This is a genomic window from Methylobacterium sp. CM6247 (genome assembly GCF_054817925.1).
This window is the reverse complement of the sequence record NZ_JBTXKX010000003.1, coordinates 4997187-5014434: the sequence shown is the minus strand read 5'-3', so window position 1 is coordinate 5014434 and position 17248 is coordinate 4997187. Positions and strand designations below refer to the sequence as shown.

The 17248-nt window shown below is 65.1% G+C and carries 20 protein-coding genes; 10 read left to right on the top strand and 10 right to left on the bottom strand.

Going from position 1 to position 17248, the window contains the following annotated elements; all coding sequences use genetic code 11:
• Nucleotides 1–23: 23 nt before the first annotated feature.
• Nucleotides 24–203: a hypothetical protein gene (locus ACYQOP_RS24810; RefSeq protein WP_056430086.1), complete on the top strand. Its 180-nt coding sequence runs from the start codon at nt 24–26 to the stop codon at nt 201–203.
• A gap of 27 nt (nt 204–230) precedes the next feature.
• Here ACYQOP_RS24810 and ACYQOP_RS24805 read toward each other — a convergent pair whose 3' ends face one another.
• From ACYQOP_RS24805 to ACYQOP_RS24795, 3 genes are all read right to left on the bottom strand, one after another.
• Nucleotides 231–746, bottom strand: a complete 516-nt coding sequence (locus ACYQOP_RS24805; protein ID WP_461224760.1) for a hypothetical protein — start codon at nt 744–746, stop codon at nt 231–233.
• 155 nt (nt 747–901) lie between these two features.
• Nucleotides 902–1759: a formate/nitrite transporter family protein gene (locus tag ACYQOP_RS24800; protein WP_461224758.1), complete on the bottom strand. Its 858-nt coding sequence runs from the start codon at nt 1757–1759 to the stop codon at nt 902–904.
• A gap of 57 nt (nt 1760–1816) precedes the next feature.
• The gene (locus ACYQOP_RS24795; protein ID WP_461224756.1) at nt 1817–2572 is read right to left on the bottom strand and encodes a competence/damage-inducible protein A; all 756 of its coding nucleotides are present in this window, start codon (nt 2570–2572) and stop codon (nt 1817–1819) included.
• A gap of 156 nt (nt 2573–2728) precedes the next feature.
• On the opposite strand from ACYQOP_RS24795, the gene sfsA reads away from it, so the two are divergent.
• Nucleotides 2729–3454 (top strand): DNA/RNA nuclease SfsA, encoded by a 726-nt coding sequence (gene sfsA / locus ACYQOP_RS24790; protein ID WP_461224754.1) that lies wholly within the window; start codon nt 2729–2731, stop codon nt 3452–3454.
• Between the two features lie 234 nt (nt 3455–3688).
• Here sfsA and ACYQOP_RS24785 read toward each other — a convergent pair whose 3' ends face one another.
• The 3 genes from ACYQOP_RS24785 to ACYQOP_RS24775 form a co-directional block, all read right to left on the bottom strand.
• A complete protein-coding gene (locus ACYQOP_RS24785) occupies nt 3689–4630 on the bottom strand; it encodes a metallophosphoesterase (RefSeq protein WP_461224752.1) in 942 nt (313 codons plus the stop codon).
• Between the two features lie 160 nt (nt 4631–4790).
• Nucleotides 4791–5006 (bottom strand): hypothetical protein, encoded by a 216-nt coding sequence (locus ACYQOP_RS24780; RefSeq protein ID WP_056453941.1) that lies wholly within the window; start codon nt 5004–5006, stop codon nt 4791–4793.
• A gap of 321 nt (nt 5007–5327) precedes the next feature.
• Entirely contained in the window at nt 5328–6713 is a 1386-nt protein-coding gene (locus ACYQOP_RS24775) for an aminotransferase (RefSeq protein ID WP_461224749.1), read from the bottom strand.
• A gap of 137 nt (nt 6714–6850) precedes the next feature.
• Between ACYQOP_RS24775 and ACYQOP_RS24770 the strand changes: the two genes are divergently transcribed.
• From ACYQOP_RS24770 to ACYQOP_RS24760, 3 genes are all read left to right on the top strand, one after another.
• Nucleotides 6851–7378, top strand: coding sequence for a hypothetical protein (locus ACYQOP_RS24770; RefSeq protein ID WP_461224747.1), 528 nt, complete (start codon nt 6851–6853; stop codon nt 7376–7378).
• Complete coding sequence (locus ACYQOP_RS24765; protein ID WP_461224745.1) at nt 7375–8148, top strand: HAD family hydrolase; 774 nt, start codon at nt 7375–7377, stop codon at nt 8146–8148. The genes ACYQOP_RS24770 and ACYQOP_RS24765 overlap by 4 nt, the downstream gene beginning before the upstream one ends.
• 70 nt (nt 8149–8218) lie before the next feature.
• A complete protein-coding gene (locus ACYQOP_RS24760) occupies nt 8219–8416 on the top strand; it encodes an FAD-dependent oxidoreductase (RefSeq protein ID WP_461224743.1) in 198 nt (65 codons plus the stop codon).
• Nucleotides 8417–8436: 20 nt separating this feature from the next.
• On the opposite strand, the gene ACYQOP_RS24755 is transcribed toward ACYQOP_RS24760, so the two are convergent.
• Nucleotides 8437–8916 (bottom strand): MarR family winged helix-turn-helix transcriptional regulator, encoded by a 480-nt coding sequence (locus ACYQOP_RS24755; RefSeq protein WP_461225466.1) that lies wholly within the window; start codon nt 8914–8916, stop codon nt 8437–8439.
• A 157-nt stretch (nt 8917–9073) separates the two neighbouring features.
• On the opposite strand from ACYQOP_RS24755, the gene ACYQOP_RS24750 reads away from it, so the two are divergent.
• Entirely contained in the window at nt 9074–9853 is a 780-nt protein-coding gene (locus ACYQOP_RS24750) for a DUF1499 domain-containing protein (RefSeq protein WP_461224741.1), read from the top strand.
• A gap of 4 nt (nt 9854–9857) precedes the next feature.
• Here the strand turns inward: ACYQOP_RS24750 and ACYQOP_RS24745 are convergent, their stop codons facing one another.
• Nucleotides 9858–10793 carry an MBL fold metallo-hydrolase gene (locus ACYQOP_RS24745; protein ID WP_461224739.1) on the bottom strand — a complete coding sequence of 312 codons (936 nt, stop codon included), beginning with the start codon at nt 10791–10793 and terminating at the stop codon, nt 9858–9860.
• A gap of 89 nt (nt 10794–10882) precedes the next feature.
• Nucleotides 10883–11698, bottom strand: coding sequence for a DUF2865 domain-containing protein (locus tag ACYQOP_RS24740; protein ID WP_461224737.1), 816 nt, complete (start codon nt 11696–11698; stop codon nt 10883–10885).
• A 515-nt stretch (nt 11699–12213) separates the two neighbouring features.
• Between ACYQOP_RS24740 and ACYQOP_RS24735 the strand changes: the two genes are divergently transcribed.
• From ACYQOP_RS24735 to ACYQOP_RS24725, 3 genes are all read left to right on the top strand, one after another.
• On the top strand, nt 12214–13560 hold the full coding sequence (locus ACYQOP_RS24735; protein ID WP_461224735.1) for an Nramp family divalent metal transporter: 1347 nt from the start codon (nt 12214–12216) through the stop codon (nt 13558–13560).
• Between the two features lie 178 nt (nt 13561–13738).
• Nucleotides 13739–15130, top strand: coding sequence for a carbohydrate porin (locus ACYQOP_RS24730; protein ID WP_461224733.1), 1392 nt, complete (start codon nt 13739–13741; stop codon nt 15128–15130).
• Between the two features lie 518 nt (nt 15131–15648).
• Entirely contained in the window at nt 15649–15825 is a 177-nt protein-coding gene (locus tag ACYQOP_RS24725) for a DUF1328 domain-containing protein (protein ID WP_003599466.1), read from the top strand.
• 147 nt (nt 15826–15972) lie between these two features.
• Here ACYQOP_RS24725 and ACYQOP_RS24720 read toward each other — a convergent pair whose 3' ends face one another.
• Nucleotides 15973–16209 carry a NepR family anti-sigma factor gene (locus tag ACYQOP_RS24720; RefSeq protein ID WP_461224731.1) on the bottom strand — a complete coding sequence of 79 codons (237 nt, stop codon included), beginning with the start codon at nt 16207–16209 and terminating at the stop codon, nt 15973–15975.
• Nucleotides 16210–16389: 180 nt separating this feature from the next.
• On the opposite strand from ACYQOP_RS24720, the gene ACYQOP_RS24715 reads away from it, so the two are divergent.
• Nucleotides 16390–17190 (top strand): response regulator, encoded by an 801-nt coding sequence (locus ACYQOP_RS24715; protein ID WP_056430130.1) that lies wholly within the window; start codon nt 16390–16392, stop codon nt 17188–17190.
• Nucleotides 17191–17248 lie beyond the last annotated feature (58 nt).

The following is a 17248-nucleotide window of genomic DNA, read 5'->3' as shown; positions in this document are numbered from 1 at the left end:
CCCGAGCCGTGACAGGAGCGCCGATGACCCGGGACCAACTCGCCGCCGAACTGAAGCGCATGGCCAATGCGCAGGTCGCCGACATCGAGCGTGCGGTCAAGGACGGCCACCGGACCATCGCCCTCAACGAACTGGCGGATCTGAACCGCCAGTTGAAGGCCTTGGCCGCAGCCGTGAAGGCCCGGCCCGTCGTACGGGCCTGACACGATGGCGTCGGACGCGAGACCGCTTCAGTAGCGCGGATCGCGTCCACGTCCCTCCAAGGGCGGCTCTTCGGACAGTCGCTCCTCGCCGGCGAGCCCCTCCGCAGGGGGCTCGCCGCCGACGTAACCACCCTGATCCGGACGAGCCTCGTCGGCAAAGGGAACTTCCCGAGGTGGAATCGGAGGCCGCCGGTAAGGCCTCGGCTCACCGTATCCACCCTCCGGCTCGCGCTCCGGTCTGAAGCGGTCCGGGTGCTCCTCGCAAATCGTCACCCGCTTGATGATTTCCTCTCCCTCCGGCGTGATCCGGCGTCGGATGACGGTCCGGCACGGCTCCGCGAGGCGAGACGGTTCGCGCCCGGGGCGGTAATCCTCGACAGGGGGAGGGGGTAGCCGTTCTCTGGAGAACTCTCGAGGCGATCCATAGGGCTCTGGGAAATCGGCGGCGAGCGCAGGGACGCTGCAGAGCGCCAGGGCCAGGAGGCCGCTGAAGATAGGCGGCCTACGGCGCGTAGCGACGGACAGGAACGGGTTTGCAGCCACGGAACGTCTCCGGAGAGATGACCGCCCCCGCCATGGGTATGCGGCACAGGATCATCCTGCAGCCGAGCCGCTGAACCAGAGCAGACGCCACCACTCGGAAAGTATTCATCTGGACGCGCGCCGCGATGGCGCCAACGACCGGCTTGCCTCGACGCTCAACTTTCGCCGTCGGCGGCTTTCTGCTTCTCCACCTCGGGCGCGACCTGCCCGAAGTTGAGGACGGCGACCAGGGCGGTCCCGCCGAACACGTTGCCGAGAAGAGTCGGAATGAAGAAGCGCGAGACGTAATCGCCCATCGAGGCATGGCCGCTGAAGACGAGATAGAACGTGTCGATGGATCCGGCCACGATATGGGCGAGGCCGCACATCGACACGAGCCAGGTCATCAGGATGACGATGAACGGCGCCGCCGGGCCGGTGGCAGGCAGCATCCACACCATCAGGGCGATGAGCCAGCCCGCGAACACAGCCTTGATCAGAGTCGTCCAGAACGCCGACTCGATCGTATGGTGGCTGATCGCGGCGAAGGCGGTGTGGATCTCGGATGCGAACGCATCCGAATAGGCGAGGACCGCGGCGATGGCAGCGGTGGCGACCATGTTGCCGGCCAGAACGATGCTCCACAAGCGCAGGACGCGCATGAGGGTGGCGACGCTCCGGTCATGGAGCAGAGGCAGAATCGGCGTCAGCGTGTTTTCGGTGAAGAGTTGCTGGCGGCCAAGGACGACGATGAGGAAACCGGTCGCGTATCCCATGCTGGTGATGAGTCCGGCCCATTGAGCCTCCGGGAGATGAGCCTTCAGCACGCCGGGGACGATGAGCGAGAAGCCCATGGTCAATCCTGCGGCGAAAGCCGAGAGGAACAGCGCCCCGCCCGTGCGCCGAAGCTCCTCGTCACCCTCCCGGCGGATCACCTCGTGTAGGATGAAGGCGTCGGGCCGCAGGCCTTCCGCTACGGATTCCTCCCGCTCGACCGCCTCATCCCGCGTGGAGCCTTCGTCTCGCTGCCCCATTCGAGGGACCTCCTGAAAACGGGCTCTATTCCCGCCTTCGACAAGGAAGCCATGGACTCAGGCGACGGTTCCGTCCTTGAGCCGGGCGACGAGGGAATGGACATCTGCCTTCGCCCTCGCCACCGCTTCGGCATCTTTTCCGCGCACCACGATGCGATTGGCGAATCCCTGCTGCGTCATCGACGGATAGGAGCCGATGGATACGCTGTCATGGACCTTGGCGATCTCGGCCAGGGCCGAAGCGTAATTGCCTTCGGGCAGTTTGCCGGCCTCGATCGTCTCCGACAGCACGCGCGCGCCGGTCTCGAGGGTAGGGCCGATCTCGTCGAGCATGGCCTGCATGATCGCCGGCACGCCGGCCATGACGAAGACGTTTCCGATGCGAAAGCCCGGCGCCTTCGAAATCGGGTTGGCGATGAGATCGGCACCCGCCGGAATGCGCGCCATGCGTAGCCGGGCCTCGTTGAGATCTTCCGGCTTGTGGCGCTCCAGCAGCATTGCCTTCGCGCGCGGATCGACATCGATGGTCACGCCGAAGGCGGCGGCCACGCAATCGGCGGTGATGTCGTCATGGGTCGGGCCGATCCCGCCGGTGGTGAAGAGGTAGGTGTAGCGGGTCCGAAGGGCATTGACCGCCTCGACGATCTCTTCCGCCTCGTCCGGGACGATACGGACCTGCCGCAGGTCGATGCCGACGGCCGTACAATAGTCGGCAATGGTGCCGATATTCCGGTCTTTGGTGCGGCCGGACAGGATCTCGTCGCCGATCACCAGAATGGCGGCGGTGATGGTAGGGGAAGTGGGGGAAGTCATCGTGGTCCGTGGCGAGCGCGAGGCGGTGATACCCCTGACCTAGCGCGACGATGCCGAACTGACCATGGCGGGCTCCCTGGCCTGCGTCGGCGCCAGCTGATAGGCGCACGGCGTCGTAGCCGTTTCGCGTACCATTCCCGTCAGGAGTTCCTGTCGATGAGATTCCCCGGTCCGCTGATCGAGGGCCGGCTGGTCCGCCGTTACAAGCGTTTTCTCGCCGATATCGAAGTGGCGGATGGCAGCCTCCTCACGGCGCATTGCGCCAATCCCGGCGCGATGCTCGGCCTCAACCAACCCGGTTCGCGCGTCCTCCTTTCGGCTTCGACAAACCCGGCGCGTAAGCTCGGCTTTTCGTGGGAACTGGTGGAAGCCGACTTGCCCGGCGGCCTGCAATGGGTCGGCATCAATACGATGCGTCCGAACGCGCTGGTCGCGGAGGCCTTCGCCGAAGGTCGCCTCGCACCACTTACGGAATACGCTTCCCTGCGCCCCGAGGTGCGTTACGGACGCGCCAGCCGGGTCGATTTCTTGGCGACCGGGGAGGGCGTGCCACCCTGTCATGTGGAGGTGAAGAACTGCCACCTCCTGCGCCAACCGGGCCTCGCCGAATTTCCCGACTGCGTGGCCGCCCGCAGCGCGCGGCATATGGTCGATCTCACGGAGGTCGTCGCTCAGGGCGGGCGCGCGATGCTGATCGTCGTGGTGCAGATGCAGGCAGACCGGTTCGATGTGGCCCGCGATCTCGATCCGGCCTTCGACCGTGCCTTCACCGCTGCCATGGCGGGCGGAGTCGAAATCCATGCCTATCGCTGCCGGATCGACCCGACCGAGGTCACCATCGCGGAAGCGATTCCCGTGATTTCGCGGCTATCCGGCGGGTGATCGATCGGCGCGTCGGTGGGTCGCGCGATTTCATGGGGCCATCGGCGGATTTCGTGCCATGCTCCCAGCCCTACGACCCAAGGAGACGATGATGGCGACTGAGAAACCACGCGGTGGCCGCGAAGCGAAGAAGCCGAAGAAGCCCGTCGTCAAGACGATCGCCGCTGCCCCCTCCACCAAGGGCACCGTAAGCATCGGCGCCAAGAAGTAGGACCCACAGCCCCGTCAGGCCGGCTATACGCCGCCTGGCGTGGCTTTCGGGCCGGGATCTGGCAAGGTTCGGCCAAGTTCGAGAAGTACGATTTCCGGCGGCACCCCGATACGGATCGGGACGCGGCTCACGCCGAACCCGCCGGACACGATCATGTGTCGTCCCTCATCGACCACATGGCCGTAGGAAAGGTCCTTGCCACGCACGAAGGGTACGAGCGGCGAGGCACCGAAAAAACGGATCTGGCCACCATGGGTATGGCCGGCCAGGGTCAGGGAGACACGCTCGGGTACACGGGGGAAGATGTAGGGCTCGTGCGCCATCAGGATGACCGGCGCATCGTCCGTGACCTGAGCCAGCGTGCCGGGGAGATCGTCCCGTCCTCGGCGATCGCCGCGCAGTAGGAACGGCTCCTGGTCCCCGAGCCCTGCAATCCAGAACGGATAGCCATCCTTCTCCAGCCGTAGAGCATTGTTCTCCATGACCGGGATGCCGCGAGCTTCCAGCACGCGCTGAGATTCGACCGGCCCACGCCGCGTCGTTTGGACGATTGTGTCGTCCCACCAATCGTGATTTCCAAGAATAGCGTAAACGCCGAGCTGCGCCCGCAGGCCGTCGACGACGCGGGCGAACTCGACCAGCGGTACCTTGCGTGTCGTCACGCTGGGACCGGATGGATAATCGCCGAGCAGCAAGATGAGATCGGGTTCGAGCCGGTTCGTCGCATCGACGATCTCGGCGATCCGGTCGAGTGGCATGGTCGGCTCACCGACATGGAAATCGGAGAGGACAGCGACTTTCAGGCTCAACCCATGCGTCCAGCCAGGCAGAACCGGAGCGTATCGCGTCACGACGAGACGGTGGCGCGGCTCGATCACGAAGCCATAGGCGCCCGCCGAGGCCACCAGGGCCGTGCTCGCACCGATCCCGGTAAGGAGCTGCCGTCTTGTCGGCAGAATCAGCATGTCATCGTCCCCAGCGGCAGAGCCGATGCGGATCCATCGTCCCGGGGCGACTACACATCCAGGGCAGCCAAGTTCCGATGGTTCGACGTCGGCGACCAAGCCCGTGAAGGCTTGGTCGCAATGTTTGGCCGGACGGCGTTCGTCTTAAGAAGGATTGGCCTCAGACGAGGGGTGCATCCTCGTGCTGGAAGCGGGAGAGCTGCCGACGAGCGGCAATCTTCCGGGCCGCCTCTTTGGCAGCGGATGCCGAGACGTGAACCGCTGCGGCGAGGGCGGGTAGTGCCACGGGGCGGAAACCTTCGCGATCGGTTACCAGACCGGACGCACGGGGCGTCGACGAAATGGCTGCGCGCTGGTTCTGTTCGGGGCGGGACATGGGAACGGGTCCTGTTTCACGGTGTCGGAACGCCACCAGATCCTCGTTTGTCTGGTTGGCGATCACGCCGGTCTCTCGGGTACCCTCAAGAGGTTCGACCCGGACCGACGCTGTGCGGCACGAGATCCATATGCGGCGAAGGATCATGAACGGGAGCTTAAGGCTAGCCAGAGATGAGCAGGATAGAGTTGTCCAACATCGTCGCTGAGTGACTTTCGACACAGTCAAGGAATAGTGGAAATATAAAAAATTCAATTCCGCAGTGCAATCTAATCTCGCTCGCACTGCGAAAGATCTAGACTTTTCTGTGGCGAAGCCGCCCTAAACCACGGGCCTCAGACCTTCCGACGCGATCCAGGCCTCGGTTCGATCCAGGGCACGGGCGAGGCGGTCGAACAATGTGTCGATCTCCTCGTGCGAGATGACCAGGGGAGGGCAGACCGCGACCCGGTCACCGGCGAGGAATCTCACGATAAGGCCCTCGGCCTGCGCGAACGCGACGCAGCGGGCCGCGACTCCGGCCTTCGGCTCGTACTGACGCTTGGATGCCTTGTCGGCGACGATCTCCAGCCCACCGATGAGACCGATCCCTCGCGCTTCTCCGACGATGGGGTGGTCGGCCAAGGCCGAGAGCCGGGCCTGGAAATGAGGGGCCTTCTCGGCAACGCCTTCGACGATGCGGTCGCGTTTGTAGATTTCGATGGTCTTCAGCGCGACGGCGCAGGCGACGGGGTGACCGGAATAGGTGGTGCCATGGCCGAACGTGCCGAGCTTGGCGCTCTGCGTCACCAGCGCCTTGTAGAGCGGCTCGTCGATGCTGATGCCGCCGAGCGGCATGTAGCCCGAGGTCACCGCCTTGGCGAAAGACAGGCTGTCGGGGCGCATTCCCAGGGCTTCGGAACCGAACCAGGTGCCGAGCCGGCCGAAGCCGCAGATCACCTCGTCGGCGATGAAGCGCACGACGTAGCGGTCGAGCACGGCCTGGATCTTGGTGAAATAACCGGCGGGCGGGGCGATGGCGCCCCCCGCTCCCATCACCGGCTCGGCCACGAAGGCCGCGACGGTATCCGGCCCCTCGCGCAGGATCAGGGCTTCGAGTTCGTCGGCGAGGCGCTGCGAGAACGCCTCCTCGGTCTCACCGGCCTCGGCGAAACGATAGTGGTGCGGGCATCCCACATGCAGGAAGCCCGGCAGCGGCAGGTCCCAATCGGCATGGTTGGCGGTGAGGCCGGTCATGGAGGCGGTGGCGACCGTGACGCCGTGGTAGCCCTTGATCCGCGAGATGATCTTCTTCTTAGCCGGGCGGCCGAGGGCGTTGTTGAGATACCAGGTCAGCTTCACCTGGGTGTCGTTGGCCTCCGACCCGGACGAGGTGAAGAAGATCTTCGAGGTCGGGATCGGCATCAACTCCTTGAGCGTCTCCGCGAGCTCGATCGCCGGATCGTGGCTACGGCCCGAGAACAGATGGGTGAAGGGCAGGCGCGACATCTGCTCGCTCGCCGCTTCCACCAATTCCTCGTTCGAATAGCCGAGCGCCGTGCACCAGAGTCCGGCCATGCCTTCGAGATAGGGCCGACCGTCGCTGTCATAGACCCAGACACCGTGGCCGCGCTCCAGCACCAGCGGGCCGGTCTCGCGAAAGGTGGAAAGGTTGGTGTAGGGATGGATCAGCGTTTCGACGTCGCGGGTCGCGAGGTTCGAGAGCATGGGCCTGCCGTTACCTGTGGAAGCGGGCCGGTTCGGCCCCGTGTTCATGCGATGCCACACTAGCGACCCGGACCGTCGGTAGAAACCCGTCCGCACAACGCATCGCCGCCCCGTCTTTTGCACCGATTGTCCCGCGCATGCTCGATCCCGCTACTTTCGTGGCCCATCCGGCGCCAGGCCGCGTTTGCGGAACCTGCACCCTGTGCTGCAAGGTCTACGATGTTCCCGCCGTGGAGAGCGTCGCCGGCCAATGGTGCCGGCACACCAAGCAGGGCAGGGGCTGCGCCATCCATCCGACGCGGCCGGACCATTGCCGCGCCTTCCATTGCCTCTGGATGACCGAAGCCTGGCTCGGCGCCGAGTGGAAGCCGGAGAAGGCCAAGATGGTGCTGGCGCTCGATCCGGTGACGAAGAACATGAACGTACAGGTCGATCCCGGCCAACCGAACGCGTGGCGGCGCGAGCCGTATTACGGGCAGCTGCGGCGCTGGGCCGCCGCATCGCTGGCGCAGGACCGCCTCGTCCTCGTCCATCTCAACAAATCCACCACCGTCATCCTGCCGGACCGTGACGTAGCCTTGGGGGTGTTCGAGCCCGGCGACAGGATCGTGCGGCGAGATCGCGCCGGAACCTTCGACGTCGAGAAGGTGGGAGCCAGCGCGTGAGCGCGACGCGTCCACGCCGTCTCGCCGGCATCCTGTTCGACAAGGACGGCACGCTCATCGATTTCGACCGGACCTGGGGGCCAGCGGCCCATGCGGTCATGGATTGCCTGTCCGGGGGCGACCGTACCCGCTTGGAAGACCTGATGGCGGTGAGCCATTACATCGAGGAGGAGCGACGCTTCCTGCCGACCTCGCCCCTCATCGCCGGCTCGTCCGCCGCCTATGGGCCGCTTTGGGCGAAAGTTCTCGGCCGGCCTGCCGGACCTGATCTCTATGGAGAGATGGACCGGCTGTTTCGCCGCGAAGGGCTGGCGCATCTATGCCCGATCGGTGATCCGGCCGGGATGGCACGCTATCTCGTCGGTGCCGGCTACGCGCTCGGCATCGCCACCAACGATGCCGAAGCCTCGGCGCGGGCGCAGGCTGATGCCCTCGGCCTCACACCCCATCTCTCCTACGTCGCGGGCTACGATTCCGGGCATGGGTCCAAGCCGGAACCCGGCATGGTCAGCGCCTTCGCCGCGCAACTCGGCGTCGCCCCGTGCCGCATCGCCATGATCGGCGATTCGCCTTACGACCTCGTCGCCGGGCGCGCGGCCGGTGCCGTGACCGTCGCCGTTCTGAGCGGGCCCATGGGGGAGGCAGCCCGCGAGATCATGACGCCGCTCGCCGACCATGTGGTCGCCTCGATCCGCGATCTCGCCGACTTGCTCGCCAGGATCGCCGATCAGGAACGAGCGAGTGCAGACGGGTCGCAACCTGAACGGTAAGTGAGGCCTTCACCGATCCGGCCGTCCCGGATGGAAGGGGAATATTTACCCGGAAACGTCACATCTGCCCATGTCGCTTCCCGACGACAGGCCTGGCCTATCCGGCGACTTCGGCGAAGGCGGCAGGACGCTGTCTTTCGCCGGAGATTTCACCAGCCTGAAGACCGGCTGGGTCGAGGGGGCGATCGAAGCGGGCCTGCAAGCGGCCCGGCAGATCGACCCGCTGGTCCAGGCGGAAGGCCGCCCGGTGATCCGTCAGAGGCTCTGACGGAGGGACACCGAAGTAACTCAGCCGCTGGAATCGGCGCGGGCGACGTCGCGCCATTTCAACACGAGCTGCTCGAAAGCCGCGATATCGTCCGGAGGCAGCGTCCCGAGGGTACGGGCGACATAGGCTTTCTGCGCGGAAATCCCACGGGCTGCGATCTCCGTACCCGCCGGGGTAAGGTGGAGCGCATGCGAGCGCCGGTCACCCGGGATGGCGTGGCGCTCGACGAAACCGGCCTGGACGAGGCGGTCGATCAGGCCCGAGACATTGCCCTTGGTGACGTAGAGCCGCGCGGCGAGATCCTGCTGTGTCAGCCCCTCGCGTTCGGTGAGGGTCGAGAGGACGTCGAATTGCGGAATGGAGAGCCCGAGGCCGCGCAGCTCGGTCGCCATCGCGGCGGTCACCCTCCGGTTGAGGCGGATGAAGCGGAACCAGACCCGCAGCGGGTCGTCCGATCGAGCATCGGTCACGGGATTTTCGGTCGCTGCGGTAAAGTTCATGTCGACGCCGCTATAGCAGAAGCAGGCGGCATCGAAAGCACGACGTAACTCGCGGGTGGCGTCGCCATGCGAGGCCCGGTAAAGCTCATCGCTCAGGCGCGCGGGCACGACCTCCCTGCGGCGCGGCGATCTCCCGGACAGCGATTTCATCCGTATCATGCGTCGTTCGCTTATCGAGGAGCCCATCACCCGCGCCGGTCCGCTCTCGCGCGGCACGGCGATCCTGTCGGTCCTCGTCACCCTGTTCGCCCTCGTTCTGGTGCGTGATCCGCGGGCGGAAGAAGGGCCCGCGCTGGTCACGCTCGGGTCCGGCCTATTCCTGGCGGTCCTGGCAATCGGCTTTGCCCTCTTCGCCTTCGTCCGGGTGTGGCGCGAGGGTGCGCGCGGTTTGGGCGGAGCGATCGCGGGTCTCTTCCTCGCGGTGATACTCCTCGGATATCCGGGCTTCGTCGGGCTGCGCAGCCTGCGCCTTCCCGCCATCACCGACGTCACCACCGATACCGAGAACCCACCGGCCTTCTCGCGCTCGCATGCCGCCTTCGCCGCCCGCGAAGGGCATTACCCTCCCGATCCCGGGCCGGAAGCGCGAATGGCACAGCGCGCCACCTATCTGCAGGTCGCCCCACTTACCCTCGACCTCGACGCCAACGCCGCGTTCGAGCTGGCTCGCAAAGCAGCGGTGAACCGTAAATGGCAGATCGTCGAGGCGATCCGCCCCGGTGGCAGGATCGGCAATGGCCGGATCGAGGCCGTGACGCGCGGCCTCATCCTCAACCTTGCCAGCGACATCACGGTGAGAGTGCGGCCGCGGGCGGACGGAGCCCGGATCGACGTGCGCTCGGCGTCCCGCATCGGCGACCGCGATTTCGGCGCCAATGCCGACACCATCCGGGCCTATCTCGACGAGGTCGCGAACCTCGCCATCGCCGTCAAGTGAGTGGTCAGGCCGGCGCGTAGACGCCCTCCAGCCTAGCCGGACCATCGGTGACGATGAGCCCGCGCTCAACCAGGTCTTCCAGATGAGCGAAGACGGATAAAGCCGCGGCGCCCTGCAGGGCCGGGCTCAGGCCCTGATAGATCGTGCCGACGATGGAGCGGATGTCGCGGTCGCCCGCCTCGATCCGGCTGCGGATCGCATTTTCGCGCTGGCGCCGATGGGCGGCGAGGCCCCGGACGAAGCGCCGCGGATCGCGGACCGGACCGCCATGGCCGGGCCAATAGATCGTCTCGTCACGTCCGCGCAACGCCTCGAGCGACGCCATGTAGGCACGCATCGATCCATCGGGTGGCGCTACGATGGTGGTCGACCACGCCATGACGTGGTCGCCCGAGAACAAGGTCGCTTCCTCCGGCAGAGCGAAGGCGAGATGGTTCATGGTGTGGCCGGGCGTTTCGACCGCCTGAAGCGTCCAGCCCGGACCCTCGAGCGTATCGCCTTCTCCCATCTGACGGTCGGGTCGGTGGTTCCGGTCGGCGCTGGCGTCGAGATGCGGAAACTCGCCCTCCGCCAGATCCCTCGCGGCGCGATGGGGCCCGCAACCGACGATGGGCGCACCCGTCTCCGCTTGCAGCAGGCGCGCGCCGGGGGAGTGGTCGCGATGGGTATGGGTGACGACGATGGCAGTGAGCCGCTCCCCGGCGATGGAGGCGATCAGAGCCGCTACGTGACCGGAATCGGCCGGACCTGGATCGATGATCGCGACCTCGCCCCGTCCGACGATGTAGCTGCAGGTGCCGCTGGACGTGAACGGGCTGGCATTGGGACAGATCCGCCGGCGTACCAACGGCGAGAGGCTCACCGTCTCGCCGTTTGCCGGCGCGGCGCCGTCGAAACGCGGATCCGTTCCTGCCTCGCCGTCGTCACTGGTCTTGGTCATGCGGCACCCGGAACGATCACACTCTCGTCCGGCCCTACGCCATAGCGGACCGAGCCACAACGCACCCCGAGCCGTGCCCGAGGCCGGTCTCAGCGTGTGAAAGGCGAGGACACCACGACGCGGACGTCGGCGAAGCCCTCCGCGCGTTCCGGTCTTCGCTGGACTTCACCGAAGCCGCCTATCCCAGCCGTGGTACCCATCTGGGCCACCCGGACGCGCGGCGCGCCGTCAAACGCCCGCCCGGCCTGCCGAGTATCCCCATCGGAGGCGCGGGCATCCGCCTCGCGCCGGACGACGTCGATCTTGCGGCCGATCAGGCGACGCTCATGGCGGGACAGGATGCCCGCCTCGCGGAAATCCACCATCGTGAAGCCACCAGGCCGCGTGGAGACCACCACACGGGCGCTCGATGGGGTTGCGACCACGTCGCCCACCTGCGCAGTCAGATCGCGTTCGATCGGCAGCGGCGTCGCCGCCACGCCTTCGAGCTGGCAGGAGCATTGGTCGACGAGCTTCCTGCGGTAGAGAAGGGCGACCTTGAGAACTCGGTAGGGCTGCCCGTCGAGGCTGACGGCCCGGTCCAGTTCGTTCTGCCGGGCGCCGAGCGTGTAGAGGCTGGTTGCCGCGTTGGGGCAGGCCGCCGCACAGGCTGCCTCGTGAAGAGGAATGTCGGCGCGCGAGGCCAGTCGCCCGAGCGGAAACAGGTAGCCGTCGCAAGCCCGGACGCAGACCGTACGGGCCCCGAGCGCCGAGGCGACCAGGCCAGCCGATGACGAGCGGCTCTTCCGATCAGCGGATGGCCGGTCGATGCGCACCATGCGAGGCGTGTGACGAGGCGGGGCGGGCCTCGTGATACGGTTGGTATCGGGCAGGGACGCATAACGCGGACGCGCCGGGCGCGGCACGGGAACGGGTTCCGGCCGGAACCTTACGGCCGGTCCGCGGAAGATGTCCTCGAAGAAGCTGAAGATACCCCCCCTGCTCGGAGGCCCGAACGAGGCTCGATCCGGCGACGACACCGCCGATGCCGAGGATCAAGCCCGCCATAAGAGGGCCGACGACTCGCTGACGCGGCGCAATGGCCGTCCTCGCGACATGTGGGTATGCGACCCGCATCGCTTCCTCATCCTTCAGTAACCATCCGGTAGGACGTGCGTCCTGCCTAGGCTGGAGGAGAAGGGCTTCGCAACGGGGCAGACCACCGAGCCGCATGAAACCTTTGGTTGAGTTGACACCTCCCGGGTCGCGAAAAGACGTCCCGCGGCACGGCGTTTTGGAGCACGCCATGAACACACGCTGCCACACCGGTGGAGACGGAGACGCCCCTGTATCTTAGCCTTTGTTTTCCATTATAGCCGATGCTATATGCCCCGCAGGGTGCAGTGCGGCATTCGTGATTCGGCTCATCGGAAAACGCGGTATGGACAGGCTCAACGAGGATCGGGCGTGGCGCTTCAGCCGCGACACGCAGGAACAGCCGAGCCTCGGTCGCATGAACGGCAGCGTACCGGTTCTCACGAACGGGAGCTGGCTGCGACGCCTGATGGCCTTTCTCGGCCCCGGCTACATGATCTCCGTCGGCTACATGGATCCGGGAAATTGGGCCACCGACATCGCGGGCGGTTCGCAGTTCGGCTACACGCTTTTGGCCGTCATCCTGATCTCGAACTTGATGGCGATCGTACTGCAGGCCCTCTCGGCCCGTCTCGGCATCGCCACCGGCCGCGACCTCGCCCAGGCCTGCCGTGATCATTATCCACGGCCCGTCAGCTTCGTCCTATGGATCGCCTGCGAAGCCGCCATCGTCGCCTGCGACCTGGCCGAGGTCATCGGCACTGCCATCGCCCTCAAGCTGCTGTTCGGCATTCCTCTCGTCATCGGCGCGATCATCACCGCCCTGGACGTCTTTCTGATCCTACTCCTTATGCGTCGCGGGTTTCGCGCGCTCGAAGCGTTCGTCATCGCGCTGCTACTGGTGATCTTCGTATGCTTCGGCATACAGATCGCCCTGGCCGCGCCTCCGGTCCAGGCGGTGCTCGCGGGCTTCATCCCCTCGTCGCAGATCGTCACCAATCCGGCCGCGCTCTACATCGCCATCGGCATCATCGGCGCGACCGTGATGCCACATAATCTCTACCTGCACTCGTCCATCGTACAGACGCGAGCCTATCCACGTACCGAGGAGGGGCGTCGCGGCGCCCTGAGGTTCGCGGTCACGGATTCGACCATCGCGCTGATGCTGGCGCTCTTCGTCAATGCCGCGATCCTGATCATGGCCGCCTCGGTGTTTCATGCCACCGGGCGAACCGACGTGCAGGAGATCGAGCAGGCTTATGAGCTGCTGTCGCCGTTGCTGGGGGCCGGCATCGCCTCCACCTTGTTCGCCGTGGCGCTGCTCGCTTCGGGGCTCAACTCCACCGTCACCGCGACGCTGGCCGGCCAGATCATCATGGAAGGCTTCCTGCGCCTGCGGATTCCCGATTGGGCCCGCCGCCTGATCACGCGCGGCATCGCTATCGTGCCGGTCGTGATCGTGACGGGACTCTACGGGGAAGAGGGTACGGCCCGGTTGCTGGTGCTGAGCCAGGTCGTTCTGTCGATGCAATTGCCCTTCGCCGTCATCCCCCTGGTCCGCTTCGTATCGGACAAGCAGAAGATGGGTGCGCTCGTCATTCCCGCTTGGCTGAAAATCCTCGCCTGGGTGATCGCCGCGATCATCGTGGTTTTGAACATCAAGCTTCTGGTGGATACCGTCAGCGGCGCCTGAACCAAATCAGTCATCTCCGGTCTTCTTGAGCGAAGGGCGGAGTACAGCGTTTCCGACCGTTACCGACCGGGCCGCCCAGCGGACCCGGACGCAAAAACTTCATCTTACAACATAGCATAGGCTATACTATCGAGGTCAGGCGTCGATGATCAGCAGAAGGGCTCTTCGGAGGTGGCGGGTGGGATTGGTGGGCGCTTTCGCCGTGAACCTCGCTTACCCGATCGCCTCGCCCGCCTGGTCGGAACCCTCGGCGACAGGAGCCCTAGACGATCGCCCGGCGCAGTCCGCCGCTCTGGAGGACGACCGACCGCCCTCGATCCAATCCTCACTCGGTACATTCGGCGATCCCGGCGGGTTCCGCCGAATGCTGGCGCCGCGCGGCATCACCTACAACCTGCTTTATACGAACGAGGTTCTGGGCAACGTCAGCGGCGGGGTGAGGCAAGGGCCGATCCATGCCGGCAAGTTCGAAGCGGCGATCAGCGTCGATCTCGACCGGTTTGCCGGTTGGAGGGGCTGGAGCGCGTTCGCCAACGTCTTCCAGATCCACGACACGGGCGGCCTGCGTGATCGCAGCTTTCATCGCCTGATCACGGTGAGCAATATCGAAGCCTATCCCTCGACACGCCTTTCAGAACTCTGGCTGGAGCATGCCTCGGAGGACCAGCGCTTCAACTTTCGGATGGGGCAACTCGTGGCGGATGGCGAGTTCTTCGCCTCCGACACCGGAAAAATCTTCCTGAGCAACGATTGGCCGACCATCACCGGAGCGAACCTCCCGAGTGGCGGCCCTGCCTATCCCCTATCGACTCCCGGACTTCGGCTGCGCTGGACGCCCAATGCCTTAATGAGCGGGCTTATTGCGGTGTTCAACGGCGACCCCGGCGATCAGGCCAGCGTCAACCGGACCGGATTGAATTTTCGGCTGAACGATCCGCCGCTGCTGATGGGCGAGATCCAGCTTCGCGCAGTACCCGGCCCGAGCGGGCTCACTAGGAGCCTGAAGCTCGGAGGATATCAGCATTTCGGGCGTTTCGACGATTACCGCTACGACCGGAGCGGGCTTTCCCTGGCGAGCATCCATAGCAGCGGATCACCGCGCCGACATAGTGGAACGAGTGGCGCCTATGCGGTGATCGACGCGCAACTCTACCGACCGGAGGGCGCTGATCAGGCCGACGGCGTGGCCGTTTATGCCCGCCTATCCGGCAGCCCGTCGGACCGGAACCTCATCGGCCTTTGGGCGGATGGCGGCATCGTTTTCTCGGGGATAGTGCCCGGCCGGCCGGAAGACGCCTTCGGCCTCAGCTTCATCTACGCGCGTATCGGCGACCATGCCCAGCGCTACGATCGGGATCGATTGTCGTTCGACACCGACTTCCACCCGGTCCGCAGCTACGAAGCCTCGATCGAACTGACGTATCAAGCAGTGGTGGTGCCCGGTTGGACGATCCAACCGGATATCCAGGTCGTCATCAATCCCGGCGGGGGTATCGCAGACCCCACGCGCCCGAACCAGCGGGTCAAAGGTGGCGTGGTGCTCGGACTACGCTCCACACTCACCTATTGAGCGCACTGTATCAGCGCCGATCGTTGCGACGGACGCGGACCGGTACGGGCTGGGGAGCAGGCGACCCATTTTCGATCGCCTCTACGACTCCGCGAGCGGCCGCAGCGACCGCATCGAGAAGGCGTCGTGCAAGGGATGCGGCCAGCGACTCTCTCATCAGAATGTATCCGTGTTCGGGAACAGGTGACGAACGCTACATCGGACACCGGGTTCCACATCAGCGTCAACCACTATGTGGGTCGTCACTCCCGAAACCGACAAGAGTCTCGCCGATATGACGCATGCGAGCATTACGCTGGGCAACGGATCGTCTCGGCGCAATCCGGGCCAGGACGATGTTCGGATATTTTCCAGGGTGCGTCGGCGTGTCTGTCTGCGCTTCCGCGACCCGCTGGTTTCGCCTCGGTAACCAATCGTGACCGCTTTGTGTCAAAGTCAGGAACCGGTCGGATAACTTGGCGTTATTGATGTCATGAGGTCGCGGCACAGGTCGCACCAGCTTCACAAGGATCGAGACCATGCTTGGTTGGGCTGTAACATTTCTCGTCGTGGCCCTCGTGGCCGCTCTGCTTGGTTTTGGTGGTATTGCCGGCACCGCGATGGAAGCCGCAAAGCTCGTCTTCTTTGTCGCTATCGTTCTGTTCGCCATCTCGGCCGTCATTGGCCTGATGCGCGGCCGCTCGCCGACACTCTGACGATTGGACGTGTCGGTGCAGTCAGACCGACAACCCAGACACCAAGAAAGCCGCCGGATCGCTTCGGCGGCTTTTCTACAGAGCGAAGACAGTCACACACTCCACCCGTGCCGGTGCACACTTTAGCGCTGAGGCAGGTGAGTTAGATTATTTCTCATCGAAGGGCTGACCGGAGGCATCGTCCATCCGGGCGATGAGATCTCGAAAGCGATCCGGAACGGGTTGCTGGACAATCGTGTCGTACATGGCCCGCAGATGCATGCCGATTCGTTTCTGGGTGAGGTCACTCAGGCTGTGAGTTTCGGGGCTATGTAGTTTCGGCTCACGTGCTAGCTCCAATCGCGTCTCCGCCAGGGAGATGCGGACCGTTTCGTCCTCGTCCATTCGGTTATCCCCTTGATGCCACGCGGTGGCATCGCCGCGATTGTTTTGCGGCTTGACATAAGTCATGGCTGCACCTGCAACGCAGCGCGATACAAACGGTTCCGGGCTCGCGGAACACAGCCCATCGAACCGCGTTATGGCGGTGGCGACCATAAAGAACGGCAGTGCCAAGGGGATCTAATGTCGACAGCTCAACTCGTCGTGCAACATCTGCCGTATCTGCGCCGCTACGCGCGGGCACTGACCGGCAGCCAGGTCGCCGGCGATGCCTATGTGGCCGCCACGCTGGAAACGCTCGTCAACGAGCCGGACACGCTCGGACGCAGCACCAACGTCAAGGCGGACCTTTTCCGAGTCTACACCCGCATCTGGAATTCCCTCTCGGTCAACGGCCAGAGCGATCAGGTTCAGCATGATCTACCGGCTGAAGTTCGGCTGGGGCAGATCACCCCGCTGCCGCGCCAGGCGTTCCTGCTGTCGTGCCTCGAAGGCTTCTCCGAAGAGGACGCTGCGGTAATCCTCGAAGTCGACGTGACACAGGTGCGTGACCTCGTCGACGAAGCGGGACGCGAACTGGCGGCCGACATGGCCACGGAAATCCTCATCATCGAGGACGAGCCGCTCATTGCCATGGACCTGGAAGCCCTGGTCGAAGGGCTCGGCCACAACGTGATCGGCGTCGCCCGGACACGGACCGAAGCGATCAAGATCGCATCAGAGGGATCGCGTCCTGGTTTGATCCTCGCGGACATTCAGCTTGCCGATGGCTCTTCGGGGCTGGACGCGGTGAACGATCTGTTGAAGACGTTCGAGGTGCCGGTGATCTTCATCACCGCCTATCCCGAGCGCTTCCTCACCGGCGAGCGGCCCGAGCCCGCCTTCCTGATCGCCAAGCCGTTCCAGCCCGCCAACGTTTCGGCGGTGATCAGCCAAGCCCTGTTCTTCCAGCAGAGCGCCCGTCGCCGCGAGAAGACCGCCTGATCGTCCGACAGTCACAGACATCACCGGTGAATCAGAAAGCCCCGATCCTCGATCGGGG